The organism is Azospirillum aestuarii (genome assembly GCF_016632405.1).
Lineage (GTDB): Bacteria > Pseudomonadota > Alphaproteobacteria > Azospirillales > Azospirillaceae > Azospirillum > Azospirillum aestuarii.
This window is the reverse complement of the sequence record NZ_JAEPIV010000017.1, coordinates 34,726-51,898: the sequence shown is the minus strand read 5'-3', so window position 1 is coordinate 51,898 and position 17,173 is coordinate 34,726. Positions and strand designations below refer to the sequence as shown.

The following is a 17,173-nucleotide window of genomic DNA, read 5'->3' as shown; positions in this document are numbered from 1 at the left end:
CACCGGATTTGAGGAAAGGCCGGGCCGCCCATCGGCCGCCCGGCTTTTTCATGTCAGCGCAGGTTGCCCTTCAGCCGCTCGTTGCGGCGGCGCAGCGCCTCCAGCGTGGCGAGCAGGATGACCGAGATGGTCGTCAGGATCACCGCCGCCGCCGTGATGGTCGGGCTGATGTTCTCGCGGATGCCGCTGAACATTTCGCGGGGCAGGGTGCGCTGCTCCGGTCCGGCCATGAACAGCACCACCACCACCTCGTCGAAGCTGGTGGCGAAGGCGAACAGGGCGCCCGAGGCCAGACCCGGCAGGATCAGCGGCAGGATCACCCGGCGGAAGGCATAGATCGGCGAGGCGCCGAGCGAGGCGGCGGCCCGCGCCAGATTCATGTCGAAGCTCTGCAGCGTCGCGCTGACCGTGATGACCACGAAGGGCGTGGACAGCGCCGTGTGCGCCAGGATCAGCCCGGCGTAGCTGCCCGTCAGGCCCAGCGGTGCGAAGAAGAAGTACAGGCCGACCGCGGTGATGACGCCCGGCACGACGACCGGCGACAGCACGATGGCCAGCACCAGCGGCTTGAACTTGCTCTTCCACTGGGCGAGGCCGAGCGAGGCGAGCGTGCCCAGCACCATCGACAGGATGGTCGAGGCCACCCCGATGATGACGCTGTTCTTCAGCGACGACACCCAGCGTGGCGAGTTCAGGAAATCCTCGTACCAGCGCAGCGACAGGCCCGGCAGCGGGTAGGTCAGGTAGGAGCCGGAGCTGAAGGACAGCGGCATGATCGCCAGGATCGGCGCCATCAGGAAGACCAGCACCAGCGAGGCGACGACCACGGTGGTGATCCAGGCGACGCGCTGGCTTGTGGTGCGGGGGGAGTGGTTCTGGCTCAATTCTTCATCCCTCCCGTGACCTGCTGGCCGTGGACCAGCTTTCCATAGACGACGGCCAGCAGCAGCGTGGCGAGCAGAAGCACCGCACCCAGCGCCGAGGCCAGACCCCAGTTGACGGTTTCCGTCGTGTAGAAGGCGATGAAGTAGCTGATCATCTGGTCGGCGGCACCGCCCACCAGGGCCGGCGTGATGTAGTAGCCGATGGCCAGGATGAAGACGAGCAGGCTGCCCGCCCCGATGCCGGGCACGGTCTGCGGCAGGTAGATGCGCAGGAAGGCGGTGACCGGCGAGGCGCCGAGCGACGCCGCGGCCCGCATGTAGGCCGGGGAGATCGACCGCATGCTGCTGTAGAGCGGCAGGATCATGAAGGGCAGCAGCACGTGCGTCATCGCCACATAGACGCCGAAGCGGTTGTAGATCAGCCGCAGCGGCTCGTCGATCAGGCCGATCCAGCGCAGGCTGTCGTTGACGATGCCCTCGCTCTGCAGCACGACGATCCAGGCGCAGGTGCGCACCAGAAGCGAGGTCCAGAAGGGCAGCAGCACGAAGATCATCAGCACGTTCGACTGGCCCGTGGGCAGCGTCGCCAGCATGTAGGCGACCGGGAAGCCCAGGATCAGGCAGAGGACCGTCACGCCCAAGCTGATGGTAAAGGTGCGCCCGAAGACGTCGCGGTAGATCGCCTGCTCCTCGGGCGCGGCGACGATGGCGCCGTCCAGGTTGCGCGTCAGGTCCAGCGCCCCCAGCAGGTAGAAGCTGGTGAGCGGCCCGCTGGCGCCCTTGATCGCCACCCAGGTGGCGCGTTCGCCCCAGGCCGGGTTGATGCCGATCAGGGTGTCCTTGGCGGTGCCGGGTTCCGGCAGGGTCTTCAGATTGCGCGCCGTGCCCGACATGATGGTGCGGAAGCCGTTCAGCGCGTAGTTCAGCCGCTTGGACGCGATGGCGATGGTGCCGGCGTCGCGCGCCGTGCGGATGTCGCCAGCCAGCGCGGCGAAGGTGGGTTCGCCCGGAACGTCCTTGCCGTCCCAGTCGGCCAGGGCCGCGACGGTGTGGGGCAGGACCTGACGCACCTCCCAGTCGTCGACCGACCGCCAGAGCATGCCGGCGATGGGACCGAGGAAGGTGAACAGCAGGAAGAGGAGGAGCGGCAGGATCAGCGCCAGGGCCTTGAGCCGGCGCGTCCGCTCCGCCCGTTTCAGGCGGCGCTTGAGAGGCACCTCGGACGACGCATCGGCGCCGGCGACGAACGCGGCTGTCATGGGCGGCCTATTTCGAAAAATGCGGTAGAGATTGTGTATGGGTGGTCGAGGTGGGCCCCCACCCCGGCCCTCCCCCGCTGACGCAGGGGAGGGAGATTGGTCCCCTCCCTTGCAAAGCGGGGGAGGGTTAGGGAGGGGGCCCGTTGCAACCACTCAGAGACTGAAGCGGCTTACTTCGCCGCCCACTTGTTGAAGCGCTCGGTCAGGCGGTCGATGTTCTCCAGCCAGAAGGGAACGCTGATCTCGACCGCGTTCTTCATGTTGTCCGGAGCGGTCGGCAGGTCCTTCAGGACGGCGGGCGCCAGCTTGGACGGGGCATCCTTGTTGGAGGTGCCGTAGGCGATGTTTTCGGACAGCTTGGCCTGGTTCTCCGCCTTGCCGGCGAACTCCAGGAACTTGTAGGCGGCTTCCTTGTTCGGGCTGCCCTTCAGGATCACCCAGCTGTCGATGGTGTAGAGCGCGCCGTTCCACACCATGCCGAAGTTCTTCTTCTCGGCCTTGTTGGCGGCGTCGATGCGGCCGTTGTAGACGGACGTCATCGCCACTTCGCCCGACGCCAGCAGCTGCGGCGGCTGGGCGCCGGCCTTCCACCAGACGATGTCGTTCTTGATGGTGTCGAGCTTCTTGAAGGCGCGCTCCAGGCCCTCTTCGGTGCCCAGAACCTTGTAGACGTCCTTCGGCGCGACGCCGTCGGCCATCAAGGCGATCTCAAGGGTAGTCTTGGCGCCCTGGCGCAGGCCGCGCTTGCCCGGATACTTGGTGGTGTCGAAGAAGTCGGCCCAGCTCTTCGGCGCGTCCTTCAGCTTGTCCTTGTCGTAGCCGAGCACGAAGTCGTACACGATCGCGCCGACGCCGCAGGCATCGACCGTCTGCGGCAGGTAGGCCTGCTCGCCGCCGATCCGGTTGAACTCCATCGTCTCGAACAGGCCCTCTTCACAACCGACGGCCAGTTCCTCGCTTTCCACCTGCACGACGTCCCAGGTCGCCGCACCGCCCTGGACCTTGGCGCGCAGAACGCCGATGCCGCCGTCCCAGGACTCGTCGTTCATCGGGGTGCCGGCCTTCTTGAACGGCTCGAAGAACACCTTCTTCTGGGCTTCCTGATAGGCGCCGCCCCAGGACACGACCGTCAGGTCGCGGGCCTGCGCGGCGGTGGCCAGCGCCACACCGGCGGTGAACGTCGCAAGGAACCCAACTGCCACCTTAAGCTTCGACATCGTCCCCGTTCCTTCATTATGTGTGGTTGCGTCAGGAGGTGTTGCGCGCCCCCGGTCCCCCCTCCCGGAGAGACCGGACGGACGGGTGCGGCCGATCACACGGGATCGAGCGCCCGGCAGTCCTCGGGGCGGAAGCCGATGGACACGCTCTGGCCGTGGCTGAGTCCCGCATGGGCGCCCGGCGGCAGCTTGACCATGAATTCCCCGTTGCCGGCGACCTTCAGCACGGCCAGCGCGTGGTCGCCGAGATAGATGGTGTCCTGGACATGGGCGGGCAGGGCGTTCATGCCGTCCGGCGCCTGCCCGTCGGTCAGGATGCTGACGCGCTCCGGCCGGACCGACAGCGCGGTGGCGGCCCCGGCGCCGGCCACGTTGACCGCCTGGGCCACGACCGAACCGCCCGACGCCAGCGCCACCCGGCAGAAGCCCTGTTCGATATTCTCGACGGTGCCGGCCAGTACGTTGTTCTCGCCGATGAAGTTGGCGACGAAGCTGTTGACCGGGCGTTCGTAAAGCGCGTCCGGCTTGTCGATCTGCTGCACGATGCCGTCGTTGAACACAGCGATGCGGTCCGACATGGTCAGCGCCTCGCTCTGGTCGTGGGTGACGTAGACGACGGTGATGCCCATCGTCTCGTGCAGCTGCTTGATCTCGAGCTGCATGTGCTCGCGCAGCCGCTTGTCCAGCGCGCCCAGCGGCTCGTCCATCAGGACGAGCTGCGGGTTGAAGACCAGCGCGCGGGCAAGCGCCACGCGCTGCTGCTGTCCGCCCGACAGCTGGCCGGGATGGCGGTGCGCCAGAGTCTCCAGCTTGATCATGCGCAGCGCCGACCGCACCCGCTCCTTCACCTCTGACCGCGACATCTTGCGCACGGTCAGCGGGAAGGCGACGTTCTCCTCGATCGTCAGGTGGGGGAACAGCGCGTAGTTCTGGAAGACCATGCCGATGTCGCGCTTGTGCGGCGGCATGTTCTTGATCGGCCGGTCGGCGAGATAGATATCGCCGTGGGTGGGGACCTCGAAGCCGGCCAGCATCATCAGCGTGGTCGTCTTGCCCGAGCCCGAAGGGCCGAGCAGGGTGACGAACTCGCCCTTCTTGATGTCGAGGTCGAGGTTCTTCACCACGAGGTGTTCGCCGTCATAGGTCTTCTGGACCCCGACGAAGCGCACCAGTGCCTGTGCGGTCGTGACCATGCCGCCGTCCATCATCCTCCCCCCGTCCGAGGTGTCCCGAGCGCGGTCCGGGGTCAGGGTTGCGTTCCCGACACAGGACCTATGCAATGGGCCAGACGGTATACCCGTTTAATAAATTCGACAAGCCCGATGCTCGCATTGTGATCAATTCAACGGTTCAGCATCGGCGTGACGAAATTTTGTGCATCTGCGAAGACTGTGCACGCGGTTTGAACGGGAGTTTGCTCCTTCCTTGACCGCTTGAAAACCCAGACTTTGGGAGGTTTGGGGTCCGGAGGGGCGATTTTTCCCGAGTCGCCGCTCACGCGCCGGAGATGGGCGGTACAAAAGGAACGATCCGCTCCACGAGGCCGGTGAATTTTTTCACCAGGGGCGAATTTTCGTTGCTGCGTTGGGCCAGTTGCAGGGTGGTGACGGCGTCCGGCGTGTCGAGCGGCCGGTACACCACCCCTTCCAAGGCCACCTGCCGAAGCTGGCCGGGCAGAATCGACACGCCCAGCCCGGCGGCGATCAGCCCGATGATGGTGAAGGCTTCCCGCGCGTCCTGGGTCACGTTGGGGCGGAATCCGGCGGCGGCGCACAGCGCGAAGACCTGCTCGTGCGTGCTGGTGCCGAAATCGGCGGGGTAGAAGACGAAGGGCTCGTCGCGCAGCGCCGCCAGCGGCACGACCTCCCGCCCGGCCAGCGGATGGTCGGCGCGCATCACCGCCAGCAGCGGCTCCCGCACCACGTCGTGGAAGCGGAAGGACTCGGGCTCGGGGATGAAGCGCGGCTCCCGGATGAAGCCGACGTCGAGCCGGCGGTCGGCCAGCGCCGTCAACTGCTGCTTGGACGGCAGCTCGACCAGGGTCAGATGCACGTCGGGATGGGCGCGGCGGTAGGCGTCGATGATCCGCGGCACCATCGGCAGGAAGGGCGCCGCCGCGGTAAAGCCGACGCGCAGCTCGCCGACCTCTCCCTTGGCGGCGCGGCGGGTCAGCACGGCGGCGCGTTCCGCCCGCGCCAGGATCTCCCGCGCCTCGCCGAGAAGGAGTTGCCCCGGCTCGGTCAGCTCGACCCGGCGCTTGGTGCGCTCGAACAGGCGGGCGCCGAGTTCGGCCTCCAGCGCCTGGATCGACTGGCTGAGCGGCGGCTGACCGATGCCCAGCCGGGCGGCGGCACGGCTGAAATGCAGCTCCTCGGCGACGGCGACGAAATGGCGGAGATGGCGCAGGTCCATGCCAGTTTCTTATATGAGGATCATATTAAAGTCCCCTGATAAATGTATTTGAACCATGAAAGAGACCGCGCCATGTTGGGGCGCATCGGACCTAGGGAGACACTGAATATGGCCGCCAAGACCGGAGCCGCCTCCGCCAAGCTCGCTTCCTTCGCCTGGGAGGACCCGCTGCTCCTCGACGAGCAGCTGACCGAGGACGAGCGGATGATCCGCGACGCCGCGCGCAGCTATTGCCAGGACAAGCTGCTGCCGCGCGTGACCGAGGCCAACCGGCACGAGATCTTCCACCGCGAGATCATGAACGAGATGGGCGAGCTGGGCTTCCTCGGCTCCACCATCGACGGCTACGGCTGCGCCGGGGTCAATTACGTCTCCTACGGTCTGGTCGCCCGCGAGGTCGAGCGGGTGGACAGCGGCTACCGCTCTGCCATGTCGGTGCAGTCCTCGCTGGTCATGCACCCGATCTACGCCTACGGCAGCGACGCCCAGCGCGAGAAGTACCTGCCCAAGCTCGCCACCGGCGAGTGGATCGGCTGCTTCGGCCTGACCGAGCCGGACGCCGGCTCCGACCCCGCCGGCATGAAGACCCGCGCGAAGAAGGTCGCGGACGGCTACATCGTCAGCGGCGCGAAGATGTGGATCACCAACTCGCCGGTCGCCGACGTCTTCGTCGTCTGGGCGAAGAACGACGAGGGCAAGATCAACGGTTTCGTGCTCGAAAAGGGCATGAAGGGCCTGTCGGCGCCGAAGATCGAGGGCAAGTTCTCGCTGCGCGCCTCGGCCACCGGCGAGATCGTCATGGACGAGGTCTTCGTGCCGGAGGAGAACCGCCTGCCGAACATCGAGGGCATCGTCGGCCCGTTCGGCTGCCTGAACCGCGCCCGCTACGGCATCGCCTGGGGCGCCATGGGCGCCGCCGAGTTCTGCTTCCACGCCGCCCGCCAGTACCAGATCGACCGCAAGCAGTTCGGCCGCCCGCTGGCCGCGAACCAGATTCCGCAACTCAAGTTCGCCAACATGCAGACGGAGATCGCGCTCGGCCTCCAGGCCGCGCTGCAGGTCGGCCGCCTGCTCGACGCCGGCAAGGCGGCGCCGGAGATGATCTCGCTCATCAAGCGCAACAACTGCGGCAAGGCCCTGGAGATCGCCCGCGTCGCCCGTGACATGCACGGCGGCAACGGCATCGCCGACGAGTTCCACGTCATCCGCCATGTGATGAACCTGGAGGCGGTGAACACCTATGAGGGCACGCACGACATCCATGCCCTGATCCTGGGCCGCGCCATCACCGGCATCCAGGCCTTCGCGTGAGGTGAGTAAAGAGCCTTCTCCCTTCTGGGGAGAAGGTTGGATGAGGGGGCGGCCGAAGGCCGGACACGCGCTGCAATGAGGCTGCGTGGACGCCCTGGCGGGCGCCCCCTCACCCTGACCCTCTCCCCAGAGGGGAGAGGGGATTTCAGATTTCGTGAAGGACCCCCACCATGCCCGGCCCGCTTTCCCATGTCCGTGTCCTGGAACTCTCCCGCGTGCTCGCCGGGCCGTGGGCGGCGCAGACGCTGGCCGATCTCGGCGCCGACGTCATCAAGGTCGAACGGCCCGGCGCCGGGGACGACACCCGCGCCTGGGGTCCCCCCTGGGCCGGGGAGGAGTCGGCCTATTTCCTCTCGACCAACCGTGGCAAGCGGTCGATCACCATCGACTTCGAGCGCCCGGAGGGGCAGGAGCTGGTCCGCAAGCTGGCCGCCCAGGCCGATGTCGTGATCGAGAACTTCAAGGTCGGCGGGCTGGTCAAGTACGGGCTGGACTATGACAGCCTGAAGGCGATCAATCCGGGCCTCGTCTACTGCTCGATCACCGGGTTCGGTCAGGACGGCCCCTACGCCAAGCGCGCCGGCTACGATTTCATGATCCAGGGCATGGGCGGGCTGATGAGCATCACCGGCCAGCCGGACGCCGAGGCGGGCGGCGGGCCGGTCAAGGTCGGCGTCGCGGTCACCGACGTCTTCACCGGCCTCTACGCCACCATCGGCGTGCTCGGCGCGCTGGCCCACCGCGAGCGAACGGGGGAGGGACAGTGGGTGAACCTCGCCCTGCTCGACGTGCAGGTGGCGGTGCTGGCAAACCAGGCCATGAACTATCTGGTCGGCGGCAAGGCGCCGCAGCGGCTGGGCAACGCGCATCCGAACATCGTGCCCTATCAGGCCTTCGCCACGCTGGACGGCCACATCATCCTGGCGGTCGGCAACGACGGGCAGTTCGCCAAGTTCTGTCAGGTCGCCGGGCGTCCGGAGCTGGCGCAGGACCCGCGCTACGCCACCAACCCGGCCCGCGTCGCCAACCGCAAGGAGCTGGTGCCGATCCTGGAACTTCTGCTGGAGCAGCGGACCAGCCGCGACTGGCTGTCGGCGCTGGAGGCGGTGGGCGTGCCCTGCGGGCCGATCAACGACGTGTCGCAGGTCTTCGCCGACCCCCACGTCCGGGCCCGCCACATCCACCAGGACCTGCCGCACCCGACCGCCGGGACGGTGCCGACCGTGGCGAGCCCGATCCGCTACTCCGCGACCCCCATCGAGCACACGGTGGCCCCGCCGACGCTCGGCCAGCACACCGACGCCGTGCTGGAGCAGGCGCTGGGCCTATGCGCGGCGGACATCGCGGCCCTGCGGGAGAAGGGCGTGGTCTGAACCGCGCAGACCCGTCATTTTGCCGCCCCTGTCCCATCCCTTCCCCCGCCGTGCGCGGGGGGAGGGATTTTTTGCGTGAACCGAGATGATCGCCTCCAGCACCCCGTCCTCCGCCGCCACCGACACCCGCCTGGGCATCCTGCTGATGCTGCTGGGCATGTCGCTGTTCACCGTCAACGACGCGCTCGGCAAATGGCTGGTCGCCGACTATCCGGTGGCGATGCTGCTGGCCATCCGCAGCCTGTTCGGCGCGATGCTGCTGGCCCCGCTGATCCTGCGCGAGGGGGTGCGGTCCGTCTTCGCGGTGAAGCGGCTGCCGTTGCATCTTCTGCGCGTCGGCTGCGTGGCGGGGGAGGTCGCCTGCTTCTACTGGGCGGTGCGGTCGCTGCCGCTCGCCAACGTCATGACCATCTACATGGCCGCCCCGCTGATCGTCACCGCGCTGTCGGTGCCGCTGCTCGGCGAAAAGGTGGGCTGGCGCCGCTGGGCCGCGGTGGTGGTCGGTTTCGCCGGGGTGGTGATCGTGCTGAACCCAACGGGCCAGTTCGACGCGGTGCCGTCGCTGGTCGCCCTGTTCGGCACGCTGGTCTTCTCCACCGGCCTGATCTCCACCCGCTTGCTGCGCGATTCGAGCAACCTGTCCCTGGTCAGCTTCCAGACCTTCGGCACCGGCCTGCTCGGCAGTGCGGCGCTGCCGCTGGTCTGGGTGCCGCCGCCGGGGCTGGATTTCCTGCTCCTGGGGGCGCTGGGCGTCACGGCTCTGGCCGGGCACGCGGCGATGAACCGCTCGCTCCAGCTCAGCCCGGCGGCGGTCGTGGTGCCGTTCCAGTATGTGTCGATCATCTGGGCGGTGGTGCTGGACCTGCTGGTCTGGGGAACGGCGCCGACCCTGCGCATCATCGTCGGCGCGCTGCTCATCATCGGCAGCGGCTTGTTCGTCTTCCACCGCGAGCAGGCGCTGAATCGCGGCGCGGCGGCGGAGGCCAACGCCAGCGGCGGTCCCGGCGCTTAAAGCGGGAAGAAGCGCGGCTCCAGCCGGACGGCAACCGGCTCCACCGGACTCCAGCCGAGGCGGGCGATCACCGCGTTCGCTTCCACCGCCCGGCGGCCCGGTTCCAGCGACCATGTGACGTGGTAGGCGCCGCCGCCGGGCCGGTCGGTCGTCCCGGCGATGGACACGACCAGCGCCTGCACGCCCTCCCCATCGTCTGCCAGTCCCATGACCATTCCCTCACGCTCCGTGGGCAGCGGATGGCCCGCCCCGACGCCGTGGGCCAGCGTGACGTGATGGGCGACGGTGCGGGCGTAGCGCGGCGGGAACAGGGCCAGCAGGCGGGCGCGATCCGCTTCCGGCAGCGCCCAGCCGACGTACCCTCCGCGACGCTTCATGCGCTCTCCCCGGCGCCGCTCAGCGGCGTCCACCTCTCAGGATGTCGTCCATGATCTGGTTGGCCTCCGCCGGTCCGGCAATCAGCTCGATCATGCGGATGGCGGTGTAGCCGGTCCGCATGTCGCCGACGCCGTCGGCCAGCGACTGCCGCGCCGTGCCCGTCAGCGAGGCGGTGGCCTGCTGGGTCACGCTCTTCAGCTCGCCGCGCAGGCCCAGCGTGTCGGCGATGGTCGAGCATTTGCGCAGGGCGCGGGCCTGGTTCTCCGCCTGCGCCATCCGCGCCGTGTCGGTGCCGGGAGCCACGGTCTCCACCGCGGCGAGGATTTCGGTTTCAGCCCCATCGAGCACCTGGGTGCGCACCAGCTCGTGCACGGAGTTCCGGATGATCTTCAGCCGCTGGTCGAAGTCCTTGTTGCGGCTGTGCTCCATGGCATTGCGCGTGGCCTCCAGGCTGGCCACCAGATCGACCGCGAGGTTGGCGGCGGCCATGCGGTCCACCGTGCCGCCGGCCGCGGCGGAGGCGCCGCGCGACCGTTCCTCGATCTGCGCCACCACCGTGCCGCTGAGATCCAGGAACAGGGCGGCGCGGTCGCTGGACTTCTGGCCCAGATCCATGTCCCACAGGTTGCCCAGCAGGATCGACGGGTCGGACAGGCGGGCCGCGGCCAGCAGGATGAACAGCTTCAGCGCTTCCGGCCGCCCGCGCGCGACCAGCCGCCCGATGGCCTGGATGCCGTCCAGGTGGTCCTTGTGCAGCTTCTGGATCGGCTTGGGCGACAGGACGGCCTTCAGTTCGGCCACCGGCTGGGCGATGGTCAGGATGCGGGCGATGTCCTCGATGGTGCGGAGGCGGTCGGGATTCAGCCGCAGCCCCAGTTCGTCCGCGAAGCGCCCCGTTTCCGTCTGCTCCAGAATGTCGGCCACGGCGGCGGAGGCCATGGACCAGAAGGCGCGGGCCGGCTCCGCCCGCGATGCGCCGTCGCCCAGCGCGCCGGCGACGCCGCGCAGCCGCTCCTTGCCGATCCGTCCTTCCACCAGCGGCCACAGGGCGTTGACGGCGTCGCGGTCCACCTTGTTCAGCGGAGCCGGCTGGTTGCCGGTGGGAAGCTGGAACAGGTCCTCGAACGGTTCGCAGAACAGCCGCTTAAAGGTCGCGCGCCGCCGGGGCCGCACCTCCGCCAGACGGGGGCGGATCAGCGAGAAGGTGTGCCGGACCTCCGGATGGTCGCCGATCTGCTGCAACAGATCGACCACCTGCCGGAACCGGGCCTCGTCGATGTCCAGCAGCTTGGTGCCGAGGCTGAGAAGGGCCTTGGGGTCCGTGGTCATGGTCAGGCGGCCTTCCCCTTGATCGCCTCGATCCGCATCACGAGGTCCGTGTCGAGCTGGCCGCTGCGCCAATCCACATAGGCGCGCACCGTGCGGCGGTTCGCGGCCAGCAGCCCATCGGCCAAAAGCGCGTGGTCGGACTTCTCCTCGTCCCTGGGCAGCAGGGGCAGGACGCGGAACAGCTCGTGCACGGCCATGTCCTGCTCATGCTTGCTCCGGGTCTGGGCCTCCGCCCAGCTCGTGATGATGAAGTCCCAGCCGTCGAGCAGCCAGGACAGCCGGGTGGTCGACCTCCGCACCAGCGTGCGCTTGGTGTCCCACTGGCGCAGCAGCAGTTCGAAGGCGGCAACGGACTGGTCGAGCTGGTTCACCACGTTGCGAACCTGATTTAGCGTGTGCTCCGCCACCTCCGCGCAGAAGGTGCCGATGGGGGCGGCCTCCGACACGTTGCCGGTCGACCATTCTGTCATGCTGTCGCGGAACTGCAGCAGGTCGCGCGCCAGACGGCGCAGCCGGGCCGGCCTCGGCGAGGTGGCGATGCCCACCGGCTCCATGAAGGTCGCCAGCTCGGCCACGCGCGCGTACAGCTCGGTCGGCTCCAAGGCGAGGCTCTGCGCCGCCTTGGTCATGTAGCTGCGGGTCAGCTGCTCGCCCTTCTCGGAGCCGAGGCCGGCGCGCAGGATGTCCGTGGATTCCAGCCCGACCGCCTTCAGCACCTCGACGATGAGCTGGTAGTTGATGAGCAGCCGCTGCTCGTCCTCGTCGCGGAGCGCGGCCTCCGCCGCCTCCACGGCCAGCGGCCCGGCAAGGCCGCAGCGCGCGGCCTGGAGCACCGCCTTGCGGATGTCGTCCGGCGAGCAGCCGTCGGCCTTGCGGATCAGGTCCTGCAACATGCGGTCGTGGACGGTCATCGGGAAGGCGAGCGGCAGGCCCTTCCACGGCACCACATAGACGCCGTGCCCTTCCGACAGGTTGGGGATCAGAACCTCCAGCTTGTCCCGGTCATCCTTGCGCACCCGTGTCTGCGCCAGAACCGGGGTGGTGAAGGCCACGGCGGCGCCGCGCTCCTCGAAGGTGGAGGGAGCAAAATTCGTAAGTGAACGCATAGTTCTCGGGTCGGGAGGGAAGTGGACATCCGCGCGGTACCACCCGTAGCCTGATTCGCTCAATTTTTCGTTAAATCCGCACAAGATCGTCTTCTCCTCTGCCCTTTGGAGGTAGGGCGTCACACCACCGGTCCTTTGCCCGTTATTCAGCCAGAGGGTGCGGCGCAGACAGGCAGGGGGGGCGCGGCGGATGGCCGTGGTGAAATGGATCGGCTACGGCCTGTTGGGGCTGGTGGTGACCGTGGCGGCGGGCGTCGGCATAGCCCTGGCCGTCTTCGACTGGAACGACGCCCGCGGCTTCATCGCCCGGCAGGCGTCCAAGGCGCTGAACCGCGAGGTCGCCATCGACGGCAACCTCAACTTCCGGTTGGGGGACCCGCTGCGCATCCGTGTCGAGGGACTCCGGGTCGCCAACGCGGAATGGAGCGACGACAAGACGATGGCGGAGCTGCGGGTGCTGGACCTTCAACTCCGCCCCTGGCCGCTGCTGCGCGGCGACTTCGAGTTTCCGGAGATCCGCCTTACCGGTCCCAAGCTGCTTCTGGAGAAGAACCGGGAGGGTGCCGCCAACTGGGCCTTCGGCGGGCCGGACCCGCGCAAGGAGGCGGCGAAGGAGACGGTAAAGCCGGAAGACCGCACCGACCTGCCGATCATCGAAACGCTCGTGGTCGAGGAGGGGCGGCTGCGCTTCCGCGACCCCATCCGCAAGATCGATATCGACAGCGGCGTCAACACGGCGGTTGGCGGCAACGGCGACCAGGAGGTCCGGCTGGAGGGCAAGGGTGACTTCGCCGGCAAGCCCTTCACCCTGATGGCGGCCGGCGGCTCGCTTGAATATCTGCGCGACGATCCCAAACCCTATCCCCTGCGGGTCGAGACGGCCATCGGCAAGACCCGCGGCAAGATCGAGGGCTCCATCGCCGAACCGGTGCTGCTCCAGGGCGTCGACCTGTCGGTGGAACTGCGCGGCGACGACCTGGCCGACGTCTTCCCGATCCTGGGCATTCCCGTGCCGACGACGCGGCCCTACGCCATCTCCGGCCATCTCGGCCGCGAGGGCGACGTCTGGCGGTTCGGGGGGATGAACGGCAAGGTGGGCGAAAGCGACCTGTCCGGGCAAGTGGCGGTCGACCTGGGCGGCGAGCGCCCGCGGATCACCGGCGACCTGACCTCGCGCAAGCTGGCCGCGGTCGATCTGGCGGGCTTTATCGGCGCCTCCCCGGAAGGTCGCGGCGGCTACCCGACCAAGGGGCGGGAGCGGATCATCCCGGCCACCGAGGTTCCGCTGGAAAAGCTGCGCACCGCCGACATGGACGTGAAGTTCCGCGGCGAGCATGTGGAGGCTCCCTTCTCCACGCTGGATGCCCTCGACGCGCGGGCGAAGCTGGAGAACGGGCGGCTGGTGCTCGACCCGCTGTCGCTCGGCGTCGGCGGCGGCCGGATTGCCGGGACGGCGGTGCTGGATGGAAGCCGCAAGACACCGGCGCTGGACGTGAATCTGGACGTCCGGCAGATCAAGCTGGCCCGCCTGTTCCGCGAGACGGCCTTCGCGCAGGAGATGGGCGGCACGGCCAGCGGGCGCATCCAGCTGAAGGGGCAGGGGACCACGGTCGCCAACATTCTGGGCGCCTCCGACGGCAAGCTGGGCGTGGCGGTGGACGGCGGGCGGATCACCAGCTATGCGGTCAAGGGGCTGAAGACCAACATCCTGGAAACGCTGGGCGTCGTCCTCTCGGGCGACCGGCCCTTGCCCTTCAACTGTCTGGTCGCCGACGTGACGGTGAAGGACGGGCTGGTGGAAAGCCGCGCGCTGGTGCTCGACACGCCGGAAACGCTGGTGACGGCGGACGGCACGATCAACCTGCGCAGCGAGGCGATGGACATAACCGTGCTGGGGCGCGCCAAGAGCCCCCAGATCTTCGCCACCCACGTCCCGGTCCATGTGCGCGGCACGCTGGGGTCGCCGGACATCGGGGTGAACGCGGCGGAATCGGCGGCGCGCGGCGCGGCGGCGGTGGCGCTCGGCGTTCTGCTGACCCCGCTGGCCAGCGTCCTGCCTTTTCTTGACCCAGGCAGTGACGAGCAGCCACACTGCGGCGAACTCGTCCGGAACGCCCGGTCGCCGTCGAACGCCAACACCGGCTCCAGCGGGACCGGCAAGGGGCGCGACGCGGCCCCCTCGGGCTCCCAATCCGGCAAATCGCAGTAACGACGCACCAACAATTCCCCAAAAAGGGCTGCATGACGCTCGACCAGGGACTCGCCTTCGGTATCATCGGCGCGGTGATCGCGCTGCTGATCTGGGACAAGCTGCGCTACGATCTCGTCGCCATGCTGGCGCTGCTGGCGGCGGTGGCCGTCGGGATCGTCAAACCAAAGGACGCCTTCAGCGGCTTCTCCGACGACATCGTCATCATCGTCGGCTCCGCGCTGGTGGTCAGCGCCGCGGTCGGCCGCTCCGGCATCGTCGAGGAGGTGATGCGCCCCCTCGGCGCCCGCATGAAGACCGTGCCGGCGCAAATCATCGTGCTGACCGGGGCGGTGACGCTGCTGTCCGCGGTGGTCAAGAACATCGGGGCGCTCGCCATCTTCATGCCCATCGCCATGCAGGTGGCGCGGCGCAACGGGACGAAGGTGTCGTTGCTGCTGATGCCCATGGCCTTCGGCTCGCTGCTGGGCGGGCTGATGACGCTGGTCGGCACCTCCCCCAACATCATCGTCAGCCGCCTGCGCAACGAGATGGTCGGCGAGCCCTTCGGCATGTTCGACTTCACGCCGGTCGGGCTGACCGTCGCGGTGGCGGGGGTGGCCTTCCTGACGGTCGGTTACCGCCTGCTGCCCACCGGTCGTCAGGCGGCGTCGGGCAGCGCCGGGGGCTTCTCCATCGACGACTACACGGCGGAGGCGCTGCTGCCGGAGAAGTCGCCCTTCGTCGGCAAGACGGTCGCCGACCTGGAGGCCTACGGCGAGGGCGACGTGACGGTCGCGGCGATCATCCGCGAGCGGCATCGCCGCTTCATCCCGTCCGGCCATTGGGTGCTGCTGGCGGGCGACGTGCTGGTGCTGGAGGCCGACACCCAGGCGCTGGGCGACCTCGTGAAGCACGCCGGCCTGGAGCTGATGCACGAGAAGGAACTGGAAGGGGTGCAGAGCGACGAGGATCTGGCGGTCCTCGAAGCGGTGGTGGAGCCGCGCTCCCCCCTGATCGGCAGCAACGTGGAGGATGTGGAACTGCGGGAGCGCTACGGCGCCAACCTGCTGGCCCTCAGCCGGCGCGGGCGGCCGATCCGCCAGAGGCTGCGCCGCGTTCGCTTCCAGCCGGGCGATCTGGTGGTGCTCCAGGCGCGCGCGGCGGGGCTATCGGACACGCTGAACGAACTCGGCTGCCTGCCGCTGGCGGAGCGCAACCTGTCCATCGGGCGGCGGCGCAAGCGGCGGATCGCGCTGGCCGTGATGGCGGTGACCATCGGGCTGGTGGCGACCAGCCTCGTGCCGGTGACGTTGGCCTTCTTCGGCGCGGCGGTCGCCATGACGGCGCTGCGGGTGGTGACGCTGAAGGAGGCCTACGAGTCGATCGAGTGGCCGATCCTGGTGCTGCTGGGCGCCCTGATCCCGGTCAGCGAGGCGTTGCGCACCACCGGCGGGACGGAGTTGATCGCCGGCTGGCTGTCCGTCGCCGCTCAGGGATTGCCGCCGATCGGGGCGCTGGCGATGATGCTGGTGGCGGCGATGGCGGTGACGCCCTTCCTGAACAATGCCGCCACCGTGCTGGTGATGGCCCCCATCGCGGCCAGCCTCGCCAACCATTTGGGCCTGCGGCCCGACGCCTTCCTGATGGCGGTGGCCGTGGGGGCGGGCTGCGACTTCCTCACCCCCATCGGGCACCAGTGCAACACGCTGGTCATGGGGCCGGGCGGCTATCGCTTCAGCGACTACGCGCGGCTCGGTTTGCCGCTGTCGCTGATCGTCATCGTGCTGGGCACGACGGCGATCGCGCTGTTCTGGCCCCTGATGCCGCATTAGCCCCAAACGTCAATCCCAGGCGGGCGCCAGACCGTCCGGGCTGACGATCCGTCCGTCGGGACGGGCGAGGCCGTGGATGGCCGCCATGTCCGCCTCCGACAGCTCAAAGTCGAAGACGGCGAGATTCTCGGCGGCGCGCTTTTCGCCGACCGTCTTCGACAGGGCGATCACCCCCTCCTGCTGGACCAGCCAGCGCAGGACCACCTGGGCGGGGCTCCTGCCCATCCGGGCGGCGATGTCGGTCAGCACCGGGTCCTTGAAGACCTTGCCGTCGGCCATCGCGTAATAGGCGGTGACCGACTGGCCGTGGCGGCGCGCCGCCTCCAGCATCACCGACTGGTCGAGATAGGGGTGGTATTCGATCTGGTTGGTCACGATCGGCGCCTTGCTGAGGCGCACGGACTCGTCCAGCAGCGTCCGGTTGAAGTTGCTGACGCCGATGTGGCGGGTCTTGCCGGCGGCCTGGACGGCGTTCAGCGCCTCGATCTGCTCGGCGAGCGGAACGGCCTCGTTCGGCCAGTGGAGGAGCAGCAGGTCGACGTAGTCGGTCCGCAACTTCGCCAGGCTCTCGTCCACCGAGCGGCGGAAATCGTCGGCCTTGTAGTTGCTGACCCACACCTTGGTGGTCAGGAAGACCTCGCCGCGCGGCAGGCCGGACGCCTTGATGGCCTCGCCGACCTCGCTCTCGTTGCCGTAGATCTGCGCGGTGTCGATGTGGCGGAAGCCGAGCTTCAGGACCTCCGGCACCATGCGCAGCACGTCGGGGCCGCTCATGCGGAAGGTGCCGAAGCCGAGGGCGGGGATGGCCGCGCCGTTGGCGCTCACGGTGTGCATTGGTTTCGATCCTCTCGAATGCTGAGTTTTTGTCA

Annotated in this window: 14 protein-coding genes; 5 read left to right on the top strand and 9 right to left on the bottom strand. The window is 68.4% G+C overall.

Annotation, left to right across the window (positions count from 1 at the left end; all coding sequences use genetic code 11):
• Positions 1-53: 53 nt before the first annotated feature.
• The 5 genes from JJL56_RS23120 to JJL56_RS23100 form a co-directional block, all read right to left on the bottom strand.
• Positions 54-884: an ABC transporter permease gene (locus JJL56_RS23120; protein ID WP_186453036.1), complete on the bottom strand. Its 831-nt coding sequence runs from the start codon at positions 882-884 to the stop codon at positions 54-56.
• Positions 881-2,143, bottom strand: coding sequence for an ABC transporter permease (locus tag JJL56_RS23115; RefSeq protein ID WP_145628399.1), 1,263 nt, complete (start codon positions 2,141-2,143; stop codon positions 881-883). Before JJL56_RS23115 ends, JJL56_RS23120 begins: the two co-directional genes overlap by 4 nt.
• A 170-nt stretch (positions 2,144-2,313) precedes the next feature.
• Positions 2,314-3,360 carry an ABC transporter substrate-binding protein gene (locus JJL56_RS23110; protein ID WP_145628402.1) on the bottom strand — a complete coding sequence of 349 codons (1,047 nt, stop codon included), beginning with the start codon at positions 3,358-3,360 and terminating at the stop codon, positions 2,314-2,316.
• A gap of 95 nt (positions 3,361-3,455) precedes the next feature.
• Entirely contained in the window at positions 3,456-4,553 is a 1,098-nt protein-coding gene (locus JJL56_RS23105; RefSeq protein WP_247889618.1) for an ABC transporter ATP-binding protein, read from the bottom strand.
• Between the two features lie 301 nt (positions 4,554-4,854).
• On the bottom strand, positions 4,855-5,772 hold the full coding sequence (locus JJL56_RS23100) for a LysR substrate-binding domain-containing protein (protein ID WP_200486468.1): 918 nt from the start codon (positions 5,770-5,772) through the stop codon (positions 4,855-4,857).
• Positions 5,773-5,880: 108 nt separating this feature from the next.
• On the opposite strand from JJL56_RS23100, the gene JJL56_RS23095 reads away from it, so the two are divergent.
• The 3 genes from JJL56_RS23095 to JJL56_RS23085 all read left to right on the top strand — a co-directional run bounded on the left by JJL56_RS23095 (position 5,881) and on the right by JJL56_RS23085 (position 9,468).
• On the top strand, positions 5,881-7,083 hold the full coding sequence (locus JJL56_RS23095) for an acyl-CoA dehydrogenase (RefSeq protein ID WP_145628406.1): 1,203 nt from the start codon (positions 5,881-5,883) through the stop codon (positions 7,081-7,083).
• 170 nt (positions 7,084-7,253) lie between these two features.
• Positions 7,254-8,456 carry a CaiB/BaiF CoA transferase family protein gene (locus JJL56_RS23090; protein WP_200486467.1) on the top strand — a complete coding sequence of 401 codons (1,203 nt, stop codon included), beginning with the start codon at positions 7,254-7,256 and terminating at the stop codon, positions 8,454-8,456.
• Between the two features lie 85 nt (positions 8,457-8,541).
• Positions 8,542-9,468: a DMT family transporter gene (locus tag JJL56_RS23085; protein WP_014198227.1), complete on the top strand. Its 927-nt coding sequence runs from the start codon at positions 8,542-8,544 to the stop codon at positions 9,466-9,468.
• Here the strand turns inward: JJL56_RS23085 and JJL56_RS23080 are convergent.
• The 3 genes from JJL56_RS23080 to JJL56_RS23070 are packed head-to-tail and all read right to left on the bottom strand — an operon-like array spanning position 9,465 to position 12,281.
• The gene (locus JJL56_RS23080) at positions 9,465-9,845 is read right to left on the bottom strand and encodes a hypothetical protein (RefSeq protein WP_200486466.1); all 381 of its coding nucleotides are present in this window, start codon (positions 9,843-9,845) and stop codon (positions 9,465-9,467) included. The genes JJL56_RS23085 and JJL56_RS23080 overlap by 4 nt on opposite strands.
• Positions 9,846-9,864: 19 nt before the next feature.
• A complete protein-coding gene (locus JJL56_RS23075; RefSeq protein ID WP_200486465.1) occupies positions 9,865-11,175 on the bottom strand; it encodes a hypothetical protein in 1,311 nt (436 codons plus the stop codon).
• Positions 11,176-11,177: 2 nt separating this feature from the next.
• Positions 11,178-12,281, bottom strand: coding sequence for a hypothetical protein (locus JJL56_RS23070; RefSeq protein WP_145628414.1), 1,104 nt, complete (start codon positions 12,279-12,281; stop codon positions 11,178-11,180).
• Positions 12,282-12,471: 190 nt separating this feature from the next.
• Between JJL56_RS23070 and JJL56_RS23065 the strand changes: the two genes are divergently transcribed.
• On the top strand, positions 12,472-14,490 hold the full coding sequence (locus JJL56_RS23065; protein ID WP_200486464.1) for an AsmA family protein: 2,019 nt from the start codon (positions 12,472-12,474) through the stop codon (positions 14,488-14,490).
• Positions 14,491-14,522: 32 nt separating this feature from the next.
• Entirely contained in the window at positions 14,523-16,304 is a 1,782-nt protein-coding gene (locus JJL56_RS23060) for an SLC13 family permease (RefSeq protein WP_145628418.1), read from the top strand.
• Positions 16,305-16,313: 9 nt separating this feature from the next.
• On the opposite strand, the gene JJL56_RS23055 is transcribed toward JJL56_RS23060, so the two are convergent.
• Positions 16,314-17,138, bottom strand: a complete 825-nt coding sequence (locus JJL56_RS23055; RefSeq protein ID WP_200486463.1) for an aldo/keto reductase — start codon at positions 17,136-17,138, stop codon at positions 16,314-16,316.
• Positions 17,139-17,173: the final 35 nt, after the last annotated feature.

Bases quoted from the DNA above. Each gene is read 5' to 3' on its own strand.
- JJL56_RS23070 (WP_145628414.1), bottom strand. From the start codon at position 12,281: ATGCGTTCACTTACGAATTTTGCTCCCTCCACCTTCGAGGAGCGCGGC.
- JJL56_RS23110 (WP_145628402.1), bottom strand. From the start codon at position 3,360: ATGTCGAAGCTTAAGGTGGCAGTTGGGTTCCTTGCGACGTTCACCGCC.
- JJL56_RS23090 (WP_200486467.1), top strand. From the start codon at position 7,254: ATGCCCGGCCCGCTTTCCCATGTCCGTGTCCTGGAACTCTCCCGCGTG.
- JJL56_RS23055 (WP_200486463.1), bottom strand. From the start codon at position 17,138: ATGCACACCGTGAGCGCCAACGGCGCGGCCATCCCCGCCCTCGGCTTC.
- JJL56_RS23075 (WP_200486465.1), bottom strand. From the start codon at position 11,175: ATGACCACGGACCCCAAGGCCCTTCTCAGCCTCGGCACCAAGCTGCTG.
- JJL56_RS23085 (WP_014198227.1), top strand. From the start codon at position 8,542: ATGATCGCCTCCAGCACCCCGTCCTCCGCCGCCACCGACACCCGCCTG.
- JJL56_RS23065 (WP_200486464.1), top strand. From the start codon at position 12,472: ATGGCCGTGGTGAAATGGATCGGCTACGGCCTGTTGGGGCTGGTGGTG.
- JJL56_RS23115 (WP_145628399.1), bottom strand. From the start codon at position 2,143: ATGACAGCCGCGTTCGTCGCCGGCGCCGATGCGTCGTCCGAGGTGCCT.
- JJL56_RS23060 (WP_145628418.1), top strand. From the start codon at position 14,523: ATGACGCTCGACCAGGGACTCGCCTTCGGTATCATCGGCGCGGTGATC.
- JJL56_RS23095 (WP_145628406.1), top strand. From the start codon at position 5,881: ATGGCCGCCAAGACCGGAGCCGCCTCCGCCAAGCTCGCTTCCTTCGCC.
- JJL56_RS23080 (WP_200486466.1), bottom strand. From the start codon at position 9,845: ATGAAGCGTCGCGGAGGGTACGTCGGCTGGGCGCTGCCGGAAGCGGAT.
- JJL56_RS23105 (WP_247889618.1), bottom strand. From the start codon at position 4,553: ATGGTCACGACCGCACAGGCACTGGTGCGCTTCGTCGGGGTCCAGAAG.
- JJL56_RS23100 (WP_200486468.1), bottom strand. From the start codon at position 5,772: ATGGACCTGCGCCATCTCCGCCATTTCGTCGCCGTCGCCGAGGAGCTG.